The following is a 15,122-nucleotide window of genomic DNA, read 5'->3' on the forward strand; positions in this document are numbered from 1 at the left end:
GGATGAGCACCGTCGAGGAGCGGGCCGCCGCCCCGGCCCGCTCCGCCACCCCGTCGCGGGGCCCCGTCCGACGGCGCACCGGCCGCCGCACCCGGGCCGAACTCGCCCTGCTGCTCGGCCCCGCGCTCGCCCTGTTCGCACTGTTCGTGCTGGTGTCGATCGCCGCCGCCGTCTACTACAGCTTCTTCGACTGGAACGGCTTCGGCCCGCCCAGCAGGCTCGTCGGACTCGCCAACTACCGCAAGGCGCTGGCCGATCCGGTGTTCCAGGGCGCCGTCGGGCACAACCTGGTGTTCGCCGTGCTGTCGGTAGCGGTCCAACTGCCGCTCACCGTCGCCCTCGCGCTGCTGCTCAACGGCCGACTGCGCGGCCGGGCGCTGCTGCGGCTGATCGCCTTCACGCCGTACGTGCTGTCCGAAGCGATCACCGCCGTCGCCTGGCTGGTGCTGCTCCAGCCCGGCGGGGCCGTCGACCGGGGGCTCCGCTCGGTCGGCCTCGACTCGCTGGTGCACCAGTGGCTGGCCGACCCCGACCTGGTGCTGTACACCCTGTTCGCGGTCTCCACCTGGAAGTACCTCGGCTTCGGCATCATCCTGTTCCTCGCCGGACTCCAGGGCGTGCCGACGGAGTTGCGTGAGGCCGCCGCCCTGGACGGCGCGTCCGCCTGGCAGACCACCCGCAAGGTGGTGCTGCCGCTGCTCGGCCCGACCGTCCGGATCTGGATCTTCCTCTCGGTGATCGGTTCGCTGCAACTCTTCGAACTGGTCTGGATCATGACGCTCGGCGGTCCCGCCGGCTCCTCCGCCACCATGGCCACCTACGTCATCGACCGCGGCTTCCGCCGCTACCAGTTCGGCTACGGCAGCGCCGTCGCGGTGGTGCTGTTCGCTGTCTGCTTCGTCTTCGCGCTCGCCTACCAGCGGTTCGCGCTGCGCCGCGACACCGACGGCGCGCTCACCGGAAGGATGGACTGATCCCGTGACCGCACCGCCCGCCGCGCAGCGGCAACCGATGATCACCGCGCGGCAGTTGACGCTGTCCGGCCGGTACCTGGCGGCCCTGCTGGTGGCCGGGGTGACGCTCGTCCCGATCGCCTTCGTGGTGCTCGGCGGCTTCCGCACCAACGCGCAGCTGAATGCCGACCCGACCGGGCTGCCGAGCCCCTGGGTGCTGGACAACTACCGTTCCGTGCTGGGGTCCTCGGTGTTCTGGCGGCTGATGGGCAACAGCGCCCTGATCGCCGTCACCGCCACCGCGCTCACCTGCGGACTCGGTGCGGCGGCCGGGTACGCGCTGGCCCGCTACCGGTTCCGCGGCCGGGAAGGCGTCTACACGCTGTTCACCGCGGGCCTGCTGTTCCCGCTCGGGGTGGCCTCGCTGCCGGTGTACCTGCTGCTGCGCCAACTCCACCTGCTGGAGAGCTGGTTCGGCGTCGCGCTGGCCGAGGCGGCGTTCGGGCTGCCGGTGACGGTGGTGATCCTGCGGCCGTTCATGGCCGCGATCCCCGGGGAGTTGGAGGACGCCGCCGCCGTCGACGGCTGCGGGCGGCTCGGCTTCCTGTGGCGGATCATGCTGCCGCTGGCCCGGCCCGCCCTGGTCACCGTCGCCGTGCTCGCCTTCCTCGGTTCCTGGAACGCCTACCAACTGCCGATGCTGGTCTTCAACCAGCAGGCGCACTTCACCCTGCCGCTCGGCGTCGCCGCCTTCCAGTCCCAGTACTCGCAGGACACCGCCGGGATCCTCGCCTACACCGCACTGTCGATGCTGCCCGCGCTCGGCTTCTTCGTGTTCGCCGAGCGCCGCATCGTCGGCGGCATGGCCGGCGCCGTCAAAGGCTGAGCGGCCTGCCCGACCGTCCACCACCCCGCAGCGGAAGGACCCAGCCGTCCGATGACGACCCACCCCGCACCGGCCGCCGACGATCCGCGCCCGGCCGGACCCTGGCGCGACCCCGCGCAGGACCCGCACGTCCGGGTCGCGGACCTGATGGCCCGGATGACCCTGGAGGAGAAGACCGCCCAGCTGTACGGCGTGTGGGTCGGCGCCGACACGGGCGGCGACGGCGTCGCTCCGCACCAGAACGAGATGTGCGACCCGGTCGACCTGAAAGCGCTTTCCACGCACGGTCTCGGCCAGCTCACCCGCCCGTTCGGCACCGCCCCCGTCGACCCCGCCGTCGGCGCCCTCGCACTGGCCCGCGCCCAGCAGCAGCTCACCGCCGCCGGACGGTTCGGCATCCCCGCCGTCGCCCACGAGGAGTGCCTGGCCGGCTTCACCGCCTGGGGCGCCACCGCCTACCCCGTGCCGCTCGCCTGGGGCGCCACCTTCGACCCGGAGCTGATCGCCGAGATGGCCCACCGGATCGGCCGCGACCTGCGCTCCGTCGGCATCCACCAGGGCCTCGCCCCCGTCCTCGACGTGGCCCGCGACCTGCGCTGGGGACGCGTCGAGGAGACCATCGGCGAAGACCCCTACCTGGTTTCCACCATCGGCACCGCCTACGTCCGCGGACTGCGCTCCGCCGGCCTCGTCGCCACCCTCAAGCACTTCGTCGGCTACTCCGCCTCCGCCGGCGCCCGCAACCTCGCCCCCGTCCGGGTCGGGGCCCGCGAACTCGGCGACGTCCTGCTGCCCCCGTTCGAAATGGCCCTGCATGAAGGCGGCGCCGACTCCGTCATGCACTCCTACACCGAGATCGACGGCCTGCCGGTCGCCGCCGACCCCGCCCTGCTCACCGAACTGCTCCGCGACACCTGGCAGTTCACCGGCACCGTGGTCGCCGACTACTTCGCCGTCGGCTTCCTGGAGACCCTGCACCGGGTCGCCGCCGACCGTGCCGACTCCGCCCGGCTCGCCCTCACCGCCGGTGTGGACGTCGAACTGCCCACCGTACGCGCCTACGGCGACACCCTGGTCGAAGCCGTCCGCGACGGGCGGATCCCCGAACGGCTGGTCGACCGGGCACTGCACCGCGTCCTGCTGCAGAAGTGCCGACTCGGCCTGCTCGACCCCGACTGGAGCCCGCTGCCGCCCGCCCTGCCCGCCGGCTGCGGCGCCGACACCGCGCCCGAGGACGTCCGCGGCGGCATCGACCTCGACCCGCCCGGCAACCGGGCGCTCGCCCGCCGGATCGCCGAACAGTCCGTCGTCCTGCTCGCCAACCCGGCCGGCGCCCTGCCGATCGCCCCCGGCACCCACCGGATCGCCGTCGTCGGACCGCGCGCCCACGACCCGCTCGCGATGCTCGGCTGCTACTCCTTCCCCAGCCACGTCGGCGCCCACCACCCCGACATTGCGCTCGGCCTCGACATCCCCACCGTCCTCGACGCCCTGCGCGACCGACTGCCCGGCGCCGCACTGGAGTTCGCGCCCGGCTGCCCGGTCGACGGCACCGACACCGCGGGCTTCGCGGACGCCGTCCGGGCCGCCGCCGGAGCCGAACTCTGCCTGGCCGTCCTCGGCGACCGGGCCGGACTGTTCGGACGCGGCACCTCGGGCGAGGGCTGCGACGCCCCCGACCTCCGACTCCCCGGCGTCCAGGGCGACCTGCTCGACGCGCTGCTCGCCACCGGCACCCCCGTGGTGCTGGTGCTGCTCACCGGCCGCCCGTACGCGCTCGGCCGTTGGCACGGACGCTGCGCCGCCGCCGTACAGGCGTTCTTCCCCGGGGAGGAGGGCGGACCGGCGCTGGCCGCCGTCCTCACCGGCGACGTCGACCCGTCCGGCCGACTGCCCGTCAGCATCCCGCGCGCGCCCGGCGGCCAGCCCTGGACGTACCTGCAGCCCCCACTGGGCCTGGCCAACGGCGTCAGCAGCCTCGACCCCACGCCGCTGCACCCGTTCGGCCACGGCCTGTCCTACACCCGCTTCGAGTGGACGCCCGGGCCCGACCCGCTGCCCCGACTCGCCACCGACGCGGGCACGGACGTGCAGCTCACCGTCCGCAACAGCGGCGGGCGGGCCGGCATCGAGACCGTCCAGCTCTACCTGCACGACCCGGTCGCCCGCACCACCCGGCCCGACGCCCGGCTGATCGGCTACGCGCGGGTGCCGCTCGGGCCCGGCGAGACCCGCCGGGTGCGGTTCCGGTTCCACGCCGACCTCGCCTCCTGCACCGGCCCCGACGGGCGCCGGACCGTGGAACCGGGCGAGATCCAGCTGCGGCTGGCCGCCTCCAGCGCCGACGTCCGCCACACCGTCAGGCTCGAACTCACCGGCCCGGAGCGGGAACTGGACCACCGGCGGCGGATGAGCTGCCCGGTGGCCGTCGAACGACCGCCCAACCGGCACACTTGACCCCATGAGTGCACTCACCCACGCCGCCGACGCCGACGGGTCGACCGCCGCCCCGACCACGCGCGGAAGCGCCCGGCCGCCGCTCACCGACGCCCGGCGGGCCGAGCTGCTGGACTCGCTCAACGCGGCCGTCCGGCACCCCGAACTCCTCGGCGGCACCGCGGCCGTGGTCGAGCTGCTGAACACCCTGGCCGCCGCCGACCCGGACAGCGGGCTCGGCACCGCCTGGATCCCGGACACCGCCTCCCGCACGGTCAGCACGCTGCTGCGCGGCAGCTTCGGGGACGCCGACGCGGCGCTGGTCGCCTCCCAGTACGGCGAGGACGCCCACCGGCGGGGCTGGCTGCGGCTGGACCGCGCACTGGGCGAGGAGGAACTCGGGCAGCTGCTCGACCGGGTCCTGGACTGGTCCGAGGACCGGCGCCGACTGGCGGACGTGCTGGCCGAGTTCGGCGAGCCCTCGGTGGTGTACGGGGACCCGGCGCCGGACGCCCCGAAGACCCTCGCCTACACCGGCGAGGACCGGGAGGCCCGGATCGCGGTGTTCCACCTCGGGGCGCACGGCGAGCTGTACGCGGTGCGGATCGGCGAGAGCCTGCTCGGCGACTGGACGCTCACCCCGGCCGGCCAGAAGCTGTTCGTCTGACGCCGCCGGCTACGGCAGCCGCTGACGGTGGGTCAGCGACCAGGTGGCGATGCCGACGCGGTTGCGGGTGCCCAGCTTGCGCTGGATGTGGGCCAGGTGGTTCTTGACCGTGCCGGGGGAGAGGAACAGCTCGGCCGCGATCTCGGCGTTGGTGGCCCCGTCCGCGACCAGGGTGGCGATCTGCCGCTCGCGCGGACTGAGCGCCTCGCGCGGGGCCTGCTGGGACGGCTCCGGCGGGGCGTAGTGCCGCAGCAGACGGAGCGTCAACTGCGGGCTGATCAGGGTGTCGCCGGCCATCGCGGCGCGGATCGCCTCGGTGAGCAGTGCGGGGCTGGAACGTTTCAGCAGGAACCCAGCGGCACCGTTGGCGAGCGCCGTGTGGACGTACTCGTCGAGGTCGAAGGTGGTGACGACGACCACCCGCAGCGGGTCGGCGACGTCCGGGCCGGCCAGCTGGCGGGTGAGGTCCAGGCCGTCGAGGTGCGGCATGCGGATGTCCGCGAGGACGACGTCCGGCCGGATGCGGCGGGCGAGCCGGAGCGCGGTGAGGCCGTCGGGGGCGTCGGCGACGACCTGCATGTCCGGCTGGGCGTCGAGGATGATCCGGTACGCGGTGCGGATGTCCTCGTGGTCGTCGGCGAGCAGGATCCGGGTGGTCACGGGGTCTCCGGGAGAGGGGTCGGGGTGGGGAAGGTGGCGGTGAGCTGCCAGCCGTCCGGGACGGGCCCGGCCCGGAAGGTGCCGCCGAGGGCCTCGACCCGGGCGGCCAGGCCGGCCAGGCCGTGACCGCCGCGGGGCCGTGAACGCCGGGCGGCCGCCGAGCCGTCGTTGTGCACGACCAGCTCCAACCGGTCGGCGGTGCGGGCGAGTTCGATCCGGACGGTACGGGCGGTCGGGGCGTGCCGGCGGACGTTGGTGAGCGCCTCGACGGCGATCCGGTGCACGGTGGCGGCGCTCTCGCGTCCCACCGGGCCCGGGTCGAGCGCGAGTTGGACCCGCGGGCCGCCGGTGGCGGTGAACCGGGCGGCCAGGTCCGGGAGTTCGTCCAGGCCGCCGAGCGCCGCGCGACCGCCGCCGTCCTGCTGGTCGGGGGCGCGCAGCAGGTCGACGGTGCGGTCCAGTGAAGCGAGGGCCTGCTGCCCGGCCTGCTCGATCCGGGCGAACAGCGCAGCCGCCCGCTCGGGCGACTGCTGGACCAGCAGCGCCCCGGCCTGCGCCTGGGCGACCATGCCGCTGACGTCGTGGGCGACGAAGTCGTGCAGGTCGTGGGCGAGTTCGAGCCGCTGGGCGTGCCGGGCAGCGGCCACGGCCTGCTCGCGCTGCCGGTCCAGGGCGTGCAGGTACCGGCCGGCCGTGCCGGCGGCGGCCAGCGCGAGCGCGCCGAACACCGGCAGCAGCGGATCGAAGCCGACGAAGCGCATCGGCCAGCCCAGGACCGCGAGCGCCGTCCAGAGCGCCGACCGGTACCGGCCGTGACGCACCGCCGGCACCACCAGGCCCACCAGCGCGGCGAGTTCGACCACCCCGGCCAGCCCCACCACGGGCGCCCCGCCCCGGTACGGACCGGCCCACCCGGCGGCGCAGCTCAGCGCGAGCGAGAGCTCGGCCGCGGGCCAGGCCTGCCGGGGCCGGTACAGCGTCCACCCGGCGACGGCGGCAGGGACGATCAACCCCGCCGCGTCCCAGGCGGGTTCGCCGCTCATGAGGCGGCCCCGGCAGGCGTGGGCGCAGCACCCGGACCGGATGGATTCGTGCTGGGGCGCTCCCGCGTGCGCGCGGCTACCCCCGTGTCCCCGTTCATGTGATCACCCTAGGGGCGGGTGGGGCGTGGCGGGTGTGCCGATCGGCACATTGGAGCGACAGTCGAGTGGCCGTTCGACATCTGCCGACGGGGTGGGGCCGGGCGGCAGAGTCCTCGGTGTGGCCGGCGGTCGGACCGGCGGGAGTCGAGAAGAGGGCCTGAGATGGTGGGGAACACGGAAGCGGCGCCGCGGTGGGCCGTGCGGGCGGCGCAGGCGGCGGCGTGGTCGGTGGTGCCGTCGGGCCTGTGGCGAGTGGCCCTGGGCTTCGGTCTGCCGGTGGGCTTCCACGGCGAGTTGGAGCGGATGTTCGGCCGGTGGATGCCCGGCTGGGGCACGGTGTACGTGGTGGTGCTGAGCGCGGTGGCGGAAGGGCTGGCGTTCCTGACGCTGGGTCTGGTCCGACCGTGGGGGCGCCGGGTGCCGCGCTGGGTCCCGTCGCTCGGCGGACGGACGTTCCCCGCGTGGACGGTGCTGGCTCCGGCCGGCCTGGGAGCGCTGGCGGTGACGGCGGTGACCTGGTCGGCGGCGCTCGGCCCGTGGCAGCGGAACATGAGCGACCCGGACTCGCCGCACGGCCTCGCGGGCATGGTGATGACGCTCTGCTACCTGCCGCTGGTGGCCTGGGGCCCGCTGCTGGCGGCGGTGGCGCTGGACCACGCCCGCCGCGCCCGGGCCGGACGCCGGACGGCGCGGTGTCGCCTCATGGAGGCGGTCGGCGAGAGCGTCAGGAGCTGAGTGCGGGGCGACCGTTGAAGGGTGTCGCGGTGGTCCGTTGGGGAGACCTCCGCGACGCGACGGGCGCACCGGCGCGCGGCATTCCCGCGCTGCTGTCCCGGATCGCGTACGGGGACGGGCGGACGGCGTGCGCCGCCGGACCGGACGCCGCCGTTCCTGGGGAGTTGGAGCGCGGCGCAGTAGGAGCGCGCCCGTCCGCGGTCGACGCTCAGCCGCCGAGGACGGCGTCCTCGACCAGCCGCGCCGCGTTGGCCTGGCCCTTGGCGTTGGGGTGCACGTAGGCGAGCCTCAGCGGGGAGACGCTGCTGAGCACGCCGTCCACCCAGCGGTCGGAGTCGCAGACGCTGTGGCCGGCGCTGGCGGCGTACAGGTCGACGAAGGTGTCGCCGTGGGCGGCGGTCACCTGCCGGATGACCGCGTTGAGCGGTTCCAGGGCGGCGCTGCGGGACCAGTCGAGGTCGCCGGTGGTGATGGTGTGGAACTGCTGGATGTCGCCGAACCGGCAACTGCCGGCGTTCTCGGGGACGATGTGCGGATATCCGACGGTGATCACCTTGGCGAGCGGCGCCTTGGAGTGCAGTGCGGTGAGCATCTGGTCGTACTGCCGGCGCAGGTTCTCCAACCGGCCGGGCAGGCTCGCCGCGAACTCGTCCTTGCAGGGCGTGCCGGTGTTGTCGCTGCCGTCGCCGAGCTCCGTGCACCTCTTGAGGATCTCGGCGAAGCCCAGGGTGTTGCCGCCGATCCCGACGGTCAGCAGGTTCGTGCTCGGGCCGACGGCGTCGATCTGCGGCGGAACGGGCGGGAACGGGCCGTCCGGGTCGGTGCTGCCGGGCGGCGCCGGCCGGCCGGGCGGGGTCTGCTGTGTCCGGGCGACGTCGGCGACGGTCGCGGACCCGCAGCTGACGTTGCGCAGGGCGACCAGGGTGCGGAGCTCCCGGCGGACGATCTCCGGGTACGACTGCACAGTGCGGGCGCAGCCGTCCGGCGGGTTCTCGAAGACCTCCCCGGTCGCCGGGATCAGCCCGGAGGTGTACGAGTCGCCGAGGGCGACCCACCGGAGGGCGTCGGACCGGCCTTCCGCGTCGGCCGTGGAGGGGACGGCGAGGCCGGCGGCGAGGGCCACAGTGCCGGCGGCAACGGCCAGGCGGGACAGGGTACGTGGCACGGTCTCTCCTCGGTGAACAGACGGAGGCCGTGATGGTCGCCCCCCGGAGGGAATCGTCCTGGTGCGCCGCGGACTTGAGGGCGCAGACGAGTGAACGGTCGTCAGCGGCGGACGATGTCGCGGCAGCGCCCGCAGGACCGTCGGCCGCGCAGGGTCGGCAGGCGGCGGGGCAGGAACAGGCGGCGGTAAACGGTGATGCGTGCGTTCGGGATGCCGCACAGCGTCCCGCGCGCGCCCGCCGCGTGCTCCACGCCGGGGACGCCGTCCTCCTCGCACGCGGCGAACCGCGCGGGCCTGCGCGCGGCGGTGAACGACCGGTCGTCGTCGGGGAGTTCTGTCACGCGTCCGAGCATGTCACGGCCGCCGGCGCGGCGGGTCGCCGGGTCGGGGCGCACCGACCGTCGGCGGCGCATTAACAAGGGAGAACTTCGGGGCGAACAGAGGCAGCTCAGGAGGCATTCCACTTCCGGTGGTCATCTGTGCACACATAGCGTTCGCAGCGTGACGATGTGCGTCCGGTTCGTGAGGGATACGGCCGGACGGGCCATGCGGTGCTGCGGCCCAGGACGGGCCTCGGGCCGGCGGAGACCCGGGGGGTAGCGGGCGGTGCGCGGGGAGGGTCTGTTCACGGAGCGGGCGGCGAACGGACGGTTCCAGTGGCAGCTGAAGGCGATGAACGGGCGGGTGGTGGCGGTGTCCGCCTCCGTCTACGACTCCGCCGGGGACGCGGAGCGGGCGTTCGCCGAACTGGTCGCCCTGGGGCCGGCGTTAACCGCCCGGATCACGCATGTGCGGGGCGGGCCGGGCTGGACCTGGGTGGTGCCCGGTGCGCGAGGCAATCCGCTGGTCAAGTCCAGCCGGGCGTACGAGCGTTACGCGACCTGCCAGAACGCGTTCCGGCGGTTCATGGCGCTGCTGGCCCGGATGGCGGAGGCCGCTCCGCTGCCGGGCGGTGCGCCGTGAGCGCGGCCGAGACGGGCCGCGGCCCGCGACTGGTGCCGGTGCGCGGCGCGGACGGGCGGGCCGGGTGGTCGTTGGTGGCCGCGAACGGGCGGCGGCTGGCCGCCGCCGTCCGCGGCTACCGCTCGGAGCAGGAACTCGCGGCGGGCGTGGCCGAGTTGCTGGCGGAGCGGGCGGCCCTGCGGTTCGTGCTGAGCCAGCGCGAGGACCGGCAGTGGGCCTGGATCGCGTACCTGCCGGCCCGGAGCACCCGGGCGGGATCGGGCGGCGGCGAGGCGGTGGCCCGCAGCGCCCGCGGCTATCTGCGGCGCGACCAGTGCTGGCAGAGCGTGACCGGCTTCCTGCAGGGCGTCGAGCACGTCCAACGAATGCGGCGAACGGCCGGAAGCCCCTGGTGAGTCGGCGGCGCGGGAGCCCTTCCCGCGCCGCCCCGGGGTTCGGGCACGTCCGGTCGGCGCCGGCGAAGCGGAGGTGTCGGTGGTGCGGGGGTGAAGCGGAGATGGCCGAGGTGCCCCCGTGAGCACACCTGGAGAAGAACGTGTCCAGGTCGGGGAGGAGGCGTGAAGGACCGTCAACCAACCTTCTGACCAGCGGAGTTCGGACGCGGTGACGCCACCGGAGGACGGTGCGGGCGAACCGGGAGAGGCTTCCGGACGGCAGTCGACGGCGGCGAGGATCACTCCGCCGGGAAGCCGCGGAGCTGCCCGGTACCGGACCCCGCCAGGACCGGTCAAGCGAGGCACGATCCCCCTCGGAGGAAGAGGACCATGCGTCACACCGCTGCCAAGGCGCTCGCGGCCGTTGCGATCACCGCCGCCCTGACCACCGTCGCCGCCGTTCCCGCCATGGCGGACCCCGCCGTGACCCCCGCCGCCAAGGACATCGTGGGCGTGGGCTCGGACACCACGCAGGCGCTGTTCAGCAAGTTCTCCACCGACTACAACGCGACCCTGCCGGCGACCGACACCACCACGCCGCGCCTGTACAGCTGGGACGCCACCGGCACCCCCAGCACCATCACCCCGAAGACCGGCGGCTCCTCGATCCCCCGCCCGAACGGCTCGGGCGCCGGCATCGGCGCGCTGAACACCACCACCAACACCACCCTGGACTTCGCCCGCTCCTCCCGCGCCGCCCAGGCCACCGACCCGTCGACCTTCGACTTCATCGCCTTCGCCAAGGACGCGGTCACCTGGTCCGCCCCGACCGGCGGCTACGCGCCGAACAACCTGACCACCGCGAACCTGGTGGACATCTACACCTGCGTCAAGACCGACTGGTCGCAGCTCGGCGGCACCGCCGGCGCCATCAAGCCGTACCTGCCGCAGACCGGTTCCGGCACCCGCTCGTTCTTCCTCCAGGCGATCGGCAACATCACCCCGGGCGCCTGCGTCACCAGCACCCCCGAGGAGAACGAGGGCACCGACCCGGTGTTCGCCAACCTGGGCAGCGTCTTCCCGTACTCCGTCGGCCACTACGTGGGCCAGCTGAACGGGCACGCCAGCGGCAGCGACGCCCCCGGCGTCCTGACCCTGCGCAACATCAACAACGTCTCGCCGCTGACCGCGACCAACACCCTGAACCCGGCGTTCGCCGGCGGCAGCTACGGCCGAGTCCTGTTCAACGTGGTCCGGGACGGCGACTACACCGCCAACACCACCCAGGGCACTGCGCTGCGCGCCATCTTCAGCCCCACCGGCTGGATCTGCGGCACCACCGGCCGCGCCGACATCGCCAGCTACGGCTTCCTGAACCTGCCGGGCACCGGCTGCGGCGCGATCATCCACTGACGCCCCGGCACCACCGCTCCACCCCGCGCCACACGCCGTTTCCGCACCACACCGCCGCCCGTCCCGCAGCACCGGGGACGGGCGGCGGCCCGTAGCGGCACACCCGCCGTGCACGACGCACCTCGCACCGCGAGGCGCCCGCACCACCAGCACGCCGCACCAGATGCCCGCCCGCACCACGCCACACCTGCACCACGCCACACCTGCACGACGAGAACCCCGTACGACGAGAACCCCGCACGACGAGAACCCCGCACGACGAGAACCCTGCACTCCCGCACTCAGCACTCAGCTTGAAGGAGCCACGATGTCCCGCACGTTCGCCCGTGTCGCCGCCGCTGCCGCCGGCCTCGCGCTCGCCGTCACCGCCGCCTCCGCGACCAGCGCCTCGGCCGCGCCGGCCGCCGGCAACGCGGTGATCCACGAGAGCAACGCGTTCTTCCAGCAGGCCGCCCAGGCCGGCATCGTGGCCGTGCCGCTGCCCACCGCCACCGCCGGGTACGACCCCGCCAGCGGCCTGTCGGCGAGCTTCCCCGTCACCAACGGCTCCGGCAGCCTGGCCGAGTTCTGGGGGAGCATCCAGTTCGGCGGCGGCCTGCTGTTCGTGGACGCGCGCACCGGCAGCGCGGTGGCCTTCCGCCAGCTGGCGTTCTCCTCCGACACCTACCAGGTCGTCGGCGTGCCGGACGGCTCCACCGCCCCCGTCGCGCTGTTCACCCCGGCGGGCGAGACCGTGGTCACCCGGACCGGCACCACCCAGAACCTGTCCGCCGCCTCGCTGGCCCTCGACCCGGCCGGCGCGCAGTTCCTGGACAGCAAGCTGCGTACCTCCTTCTTCACCGCGGGCCAGAGCGTCGGCACCTTCACGGTGACCTACACCCCGGCCTCCTGACCCTTCGCACCGGGCGCACCACGCGCCACACCCGCACCGCCCGACCCGCACGGTCGGGCGGTGCGCGCGTCTTCGGACCTGATGACACGTCAGATCCCTTGATTCGAGCACTAATTGGGGCCTCGTACATCTGGTGGACAGCATCCGGTCAGACGTCACTGGCCGAATATCGTCGGAGCCGCCGAACGCCGCCGCTCCGCTCCCTGTCACCCGTGCGTGCCTGCTCCGGCGCGCCCGTCGCCGGAGGTGCTGTGCCCATGAGAGTCCGCCCGTCAGGGCCGAGAATCGGATCACGACCGCTGCAGGCCTGGCTGGCGGCCGTCCTGACGTGGACGCTGGGCGCCGCCGCGGTGCTGCTGCCGCTCGGCGGGACCGGTGTCCAGCAGGCGCAGGCCGCCGCCGGCACGACGGTGCCCGGCCCCGCCCGCTGGGACCCGTTCACCTGGACCAGCGGCCCGGCCGGCTCCGTCACCGTGACGCCGACCAGCGGCCTCGGCAACCAGGTGCTGCACGTGACGTGGAGCGGTTTCACGCCGACCGTGGACGCCGACTTCCAGTCCGTCCCGGTGGTGCTCAACCCGCACGGGAGCTCGGGCTTCGACAAGGTCGCCCGCTACCCGGTGCGGATCTACCAGTGCAAGGGCGAGCAGCCGCAGATCACCGACTGCTACGGCTCCAGCCTGTACGGCGCGGACCCGGCCAAGGGCTTCCTGCAGGACTTCCCGAAGCCCGGCACCACCACGCCCGAGTTCCCGTCCAACATGGTGATCGCCGCGACCCGCCCGGACGGCACCGGGGAGGCGGACATCGAGGTGTGGACAGCGCAGCAGAGCCAGACCCTGGGCTGCGACCCCACGCACAAGTGCTCGCTGGTCATCGAGGCGAACTACGGCGGCGACTCGGTCGGCGCCTACCAGTTCCCGGCCGGCGAGATCAACTGCGACGACCACTCGCCCGACTCCGACGGCCTGTTCAACACCGCCAGCGACAACGTGGTGGCGGTGGAGAACACCGGCGGCAAGCGCTACGCGAGCGGTGAGGCCTGCGCCTGGAAGAACCACGTCGTGGTGCCGCTGAGCTTCGGCCCCACCCCGGCGGCCTGCACCGCCCGGAACTCCGACTTCTCCGCGATCGGCCTGGAGATGGCCGACCGCGCCGTCCAGCAGTGGCGGACCGGCCTGTGCCAGGACGGCAGCCCGCTGACCGTGCAGTACACCTCCGGCGGCGGCGAGCCGCAGGCCCGCGGGTCCTTCCTGCGCCGCTCCGGCGGCGACATCGCGCTGACCGCGATCCCCGACCGCAACCCGCCGACCCGCCCGTACGTGTACGCGCCGCTGGCGACCAGCGCGATCTCGGTGGTCTACCTGGTCGACGACGGCGTCAGCCGCCGACAGATCCGCACCCTGCGGCTCAACCAGCGGCTGCTGGCCAAGATGCTGACCCAGAGCTACCGGCTCGACGCCGGCGACGACACCGACAGCGTCAAGGGCAACCCGATCTGCCTGTTCGCCGACCCCGAGTTCCTGAAGCTCAACCCCACCGGCGACAACGGCCCGAACTGGCCCGGCTGCCTGGCCGGCGGCAGTTTCGCCGCCACCGCCCCGATCGTGGTCGGCGGCACCACCGACCTGGTCACCCGGCTGACCACCTGGATCGCCGCCGACCCCGACGCCGCCCAGTTCCTGCAGGGCGCCGCCGACCCGTGGGGCATGCACCTGGACACCAAGTACCTGCGCTCCAGCTACCCCGGCTTCCCGGCCGACGCGTTCCAGCCCCAGGACTTCAGCGGTCCGAAGAACTGGAAGCAGTACGAGTGGAACCCGGTGCTCGGCGGCCTCGGCCAGGTGCTGCGGATGGCCCTGGAGGTCCGGCCGTCCTGCCTGAGCCCCGACGAAATCCAGGGCCAGCACGCCAAGTGCCGCAGCCAGGACAACGGCCAGCGGGCCCTGTTCGCCGTCATGGACGCCGGCCAGGCCCAGGCGATGAGCCTGCCCGAGGCCGAACTCCCCAACCCCGCAGGCGCCTTCACCACCCCGACGATCGGCTCCATGCAGGCCGCGGCCGCCGACATGCCGCTCGACGCCGTCACCGGCACCCAGCAACTTCCGTACGGTGACGCCGAATCGGCGTACGCCAAGGACAGCAGGGCGTACCCGCTGACCATGGTCCAGTACGCCATGCTGCCCACCCAGGGCGTCTCCGCGGACAAGGCGGCCGCCATCGCCCGCTTCGTGCGCACCGCCACCGACCCCGCGCAGGGCCAGATCTACGGCCGTCAGCCCGGCCAACTCGCCGTCGGATTCGCAGGCCTGACGAGCAGTCAGATCGCCGCCGCGAAGGCCGCGGCCGGCCACGTCGCCGCCCAGGACGGCGCACTGCCCGGCAACCAGACCGCACCCGGCAACGGGAACGGACCCGCAGCCGGCGGCGAGGGCCAGGGCAGCGGCACCGGAACCGGCGCAGGCACCAACTCCGGTACCGACAACGGCTCCTACACCAGCGCCGACACACCCGCCGGGGCCGGCGTCCCGGGCGCCACCGGCCCCAGCACCGGCGCCAGGGCCAGTGCCGGGGCGTCGCCCCGGCTCGGCGCCGCGGCCGCCGGCCAGGCCGCCGCCGACCGGGCCGGCCTGGCCCGGCTGATGCTGCCCGTGGTGCTCGCCACCGGCGCCGTGCTGCTGGTCGGCGGACCCGCCGCGCTGCTGCTGGGCGGCACCTCCGCCGGCGCCGCACTGCGCCGCGGGACCGGCCGGATCCGCGCCCGCCTGTTCGGCCGCAACGGCTGATCCGTCCCGCCGGGCGGGCGCCCCGCGCGCCCGCCCGGCCCACCGGGGGC

At 74.1% G+C, this 15,122-nt stretch carries 14 protein-coding genes; 10 read left to right on the forward strand and 4 right to left on the reverse strand.

Annotation, left to right across the window (positions count from 1 at the left end; genetic code table 11):
• The first annotated feature begins 2 nt into the window (after positions 1-2).
• From ACI1MP_RS32545 to ACI1MP_RS32560, 4 genes are read left to right on the forward strand one after another with little or no spacing between them, the layout of a single operon-like run.
• Complete coding sequence (locus ACI1MP_RS32545) at positions 3-974, forward strand: carbohydrate ABC transporter permease (RefSeq protein WP_380333467.1); 972 nt, start codon at positions 3-5, stop codon at positions 972-974.
• A gap of 4 nt (positions 975-978) precedes the next feature.
• Positions 979-1,839 carry a carbohydrate ABC transporter permease gene (locus ACI1MP_RS32550; RefSeq protein WP_387995291.1) on the forward strand — a complete coding sequence of 287 codons (861 nt, stop codon included), beginning with the start codon at positions 979-981 and terminating at the stop codon, positions 1,837-1,839.
• A 51-nt stretch (positions 1,840-1,890) separates the two neighbouring features.
• Positions 1,891-4,296, forward strand: a complete 2,406-nt coding sequence (locus ACI1MP_RS32555) for a glycoside hydrolase family 3 N-terminal domain-containing protein (protein ID WP_404870202.1) — start codon at positions 1,891-1,893, stop codon at positions 4,294-4,296.
• 4 nt (positions 4,297-4,300) lie between these two features.
• The gene (locus ACI1MP_RS32560) at positions 4,301-4,942 is read left to right on the forward strand and encodes a hypothetical protein (protein WP_404870203.1); all 642 of its coding nucleotides are present in this window, start codon (positions 4,301-4,303) and stop codon (positions 4,940-4,942) included.
• A 9-nt stretch (positions 4,943-4,951) separates the two neighbouring features.
• On the opposite strand, the gene ACI1MP_RS32565 is transcribed toward ACI1MP_RS32560, so the two are convergent.
• Together ACI1MP_RS32565 and ACI1MP_RS32570 are read right to left on the reverse strand one after the other, a co-directional pair.
• Positions 4,952-5,602, reverse strand: a complete 651-nt coding sequence (locus ACI1MP_RS32565) for a response regulator transcription factor (RefSeq protein WP_043908059.1) — start codon at positions 5,600-5,602, stop codon at positions 4,952-4,954.
• The gene (locus tag ACI1MP_RS32570) at positions 5,599-6,645 is read right to left on the reverse strand and encodes a sensor histidine kinase (RefSeq protein WP_404870204.1); all 1,047 of its coding nucleotides are present in this window, start codon (positions 6,643-6,645) and stop codon (positions 5,599-5,601) included. Before ACI1MP_RS32570 ends, ACI1MP_RS32565 begins: the two co-directional genes overlap by 4 nt.
• 261 nt (positions 6,646-6,906) lie before the next feature.
• Here ACI1MP_RS32570 and ACI1MP_RS32575 point away from each other — a divergent pair, with 261 nt between their 5' ends.
• The gene (locus ACI1MP_RS32575) at positions 6,907-7,479 is read left to right on the forward strand and encodes a hypothetical protein (protein WP_404870205.1); all 573 of its coding nucleotides are present in this window, start codon (positions 6,907-6,909) and stop codon (positions 7,477-7,479) included.
• Between the two features lie 208 nt (positions 7,480-7,687).
• Here the strand turns inward: ACI1MP_RS32575 and ACI1MP_RS32580 are convergent, their stop codons facing one another.
• A complete protein-coding gene (locus ACI1MP_RS32580; protein ID WP_404870206.1) occupies positions 7,688-8,644 on the reverse strand; it encodes an SGNH/GDSL hydrolase family protein in 957 nt (318 codons plus the stop codon).
• A 101-nt stretch (positions 8,645-8,745) separates the two neighbouring features.
• Positions 8,746-8,985 carry a hypothetical protein gene (locus tag ACI1MP_RS32585; RefSeq protein WP_404870207.1) on the reverse strand — a complete coding sequence of 80 codons (240 nt, stop codon included), beginning with the start codon at positions 8,983-8,985 and terminating at the stop codon, positions 8,746-8,748.
• A gap of 265 nt (positions 8,986-9,250) precedes the next feature.
• Between ACI1MP_RS32585 and ACI1MP_RS32590 the strand changes: the two genes are divergently transcribed.
• The 5 genes from ACI1MP_RS32590 to ACI1MP_RS32610 all read left to right on the forward strand — a co-directional run bounded on the left by ACI1MP_RS32590 (position 9,251) and on the right by ACI1MP_RS32610 (position 15,072).
• Positions 9,251-9,607, forward strand: coding sequence for a DUF1508 domain-containing protein (locus tag ACI1MP_RS32590; protein ID WP_380333459.1), 357 nt, complete (start codon positions 9,251-9,253; stop codon positions 9,605-9,607).
• The gene (locus ACI1MP_RS32595) at positions 9,604-10,002 is read left to right on the forward strand and encodes a hypothetical protein (protein ID WP_404870208.1); all 399 of its coding nucleotides are present in this window, start codon (positions 9,604-9,606) and stop codon (positions 10,000-10,002) included. The genes ACI1MP_RS32590 and ACI1MP_RS32595 overlap by 4 nt, the downstream gene beginning before the upstream one ends.
• A 369-nt stretch (positions 10,003-10,371) precedes the next feature.
• On the forward strand, positions 10,372-11,394 hold the full coding sequence (locus tag ACI1MP_RS32600) for a substrate-binding domain-containing protein (RefSeq protein ID WP_404870209.1): 1,023 nt from the start codon (positions 10,372-10,374) through the stop codon (positions 11,392-11,394).
• Between the two features lie 307 nt (positions 11,395-11,701).
• Complete coding sequence (locus tag ACI1MP_RS32605) at positions 11,702-12,286, forward strand: hypothetical protein (protein WP_363479979.1); 585 nt, start codon at positions 11,702-11,704, stop codon at positions 12,284-12,286.
• Positions 12,287-12,543: 257 nt separating this feature from the next.
• The gene (locus ACI1MP_RS32610) at positions 12,544-15,072 is read left to right on the forward strand and encodes a hypothetical protein (RefSeq protein ID WP_404870210.1); all 2,529 of its coding nucleotides are present in this window, start codon (positions 12,544-12,546) and stop codon (positions 15,070-15,072) included.
• Positions 15,073-15,122 lie beyond the last annotated feature (50 nt).

This window comes from Kitasatospora griseola, assembly GCF_044999035.1.
GTDB classification, from domain to species: Bacteria; Actinomycetota; Actinomycetes; order Streptomycetales; family Streptomycetaceae; genus Kitasatospora; species Kitasatospora griseola.

What these genes read in the sequence shown, in the direction of transcription:
- ACI1MP_RS32545 (WP_380333467.1), top strand. Translation starts at nt 3, where the DNA reads ATGAGCACCGTCGAGGAGCGGGCCGCCGCCCCGGCCCGCTCCGCCACC.
- ACI1MP_RS32605 (WP_363479979.1), top strand. Translation starts at nt 11,702, where the DNA reads ATGTCCCGCACGTTCGCCCGTGTCGCCGCCGCTGCCGCCGGCCTCGCG.
- ACI1MP_RS32575 (WP_404870205.1), top strand. Translation starts at nt 6,907, where the DNA reads ATGGTGGGGAACACGGAAGCGGCGCCGCGGTGGGCCGTGCGGGCGGCG.
- ACI1MP_RS32560 (WP_404870203.1), top strand. Translation starts at nt 4,301, where the DNA reads ATGAGTGCACTCACCCACGCCGCCGACGCCGACGGGTCGACCGCCGCC.
- ACI1MP_RS32610 (WP_404870210.1), top strand. Translation starts at nt 12,544, where the DNA reads ATGAGAGTCCGCCCGTCAGGGCCGAGAATCGGATCACGACCGCTGCAG.
- ACI1MP_RS32570 (WP_404870204.1), bottom strand. Translation starts at nt 6,645, where the DNA reads ATGAGCGGCGAACCCGCCTGGGACGCGGCGGGGTTGATCGTCCCTGCC.
- ACI1MP_RS32600 (WP_404870209.1), top strand. Translation starts at nt 10,372, where the DNA reads ATGCGTCACACCGCTGCCAAGGCGCTCGCGGCCGTTGCGATCACCGCC.
- ACI1MP_RS32555 (WP_404870202.1), top strand. Translation starts at nt 1,891, where the DNA reads ATGACGACCCACCCCGCACCGGCCGCCGACGATCCGCGCCCGGCCGGA.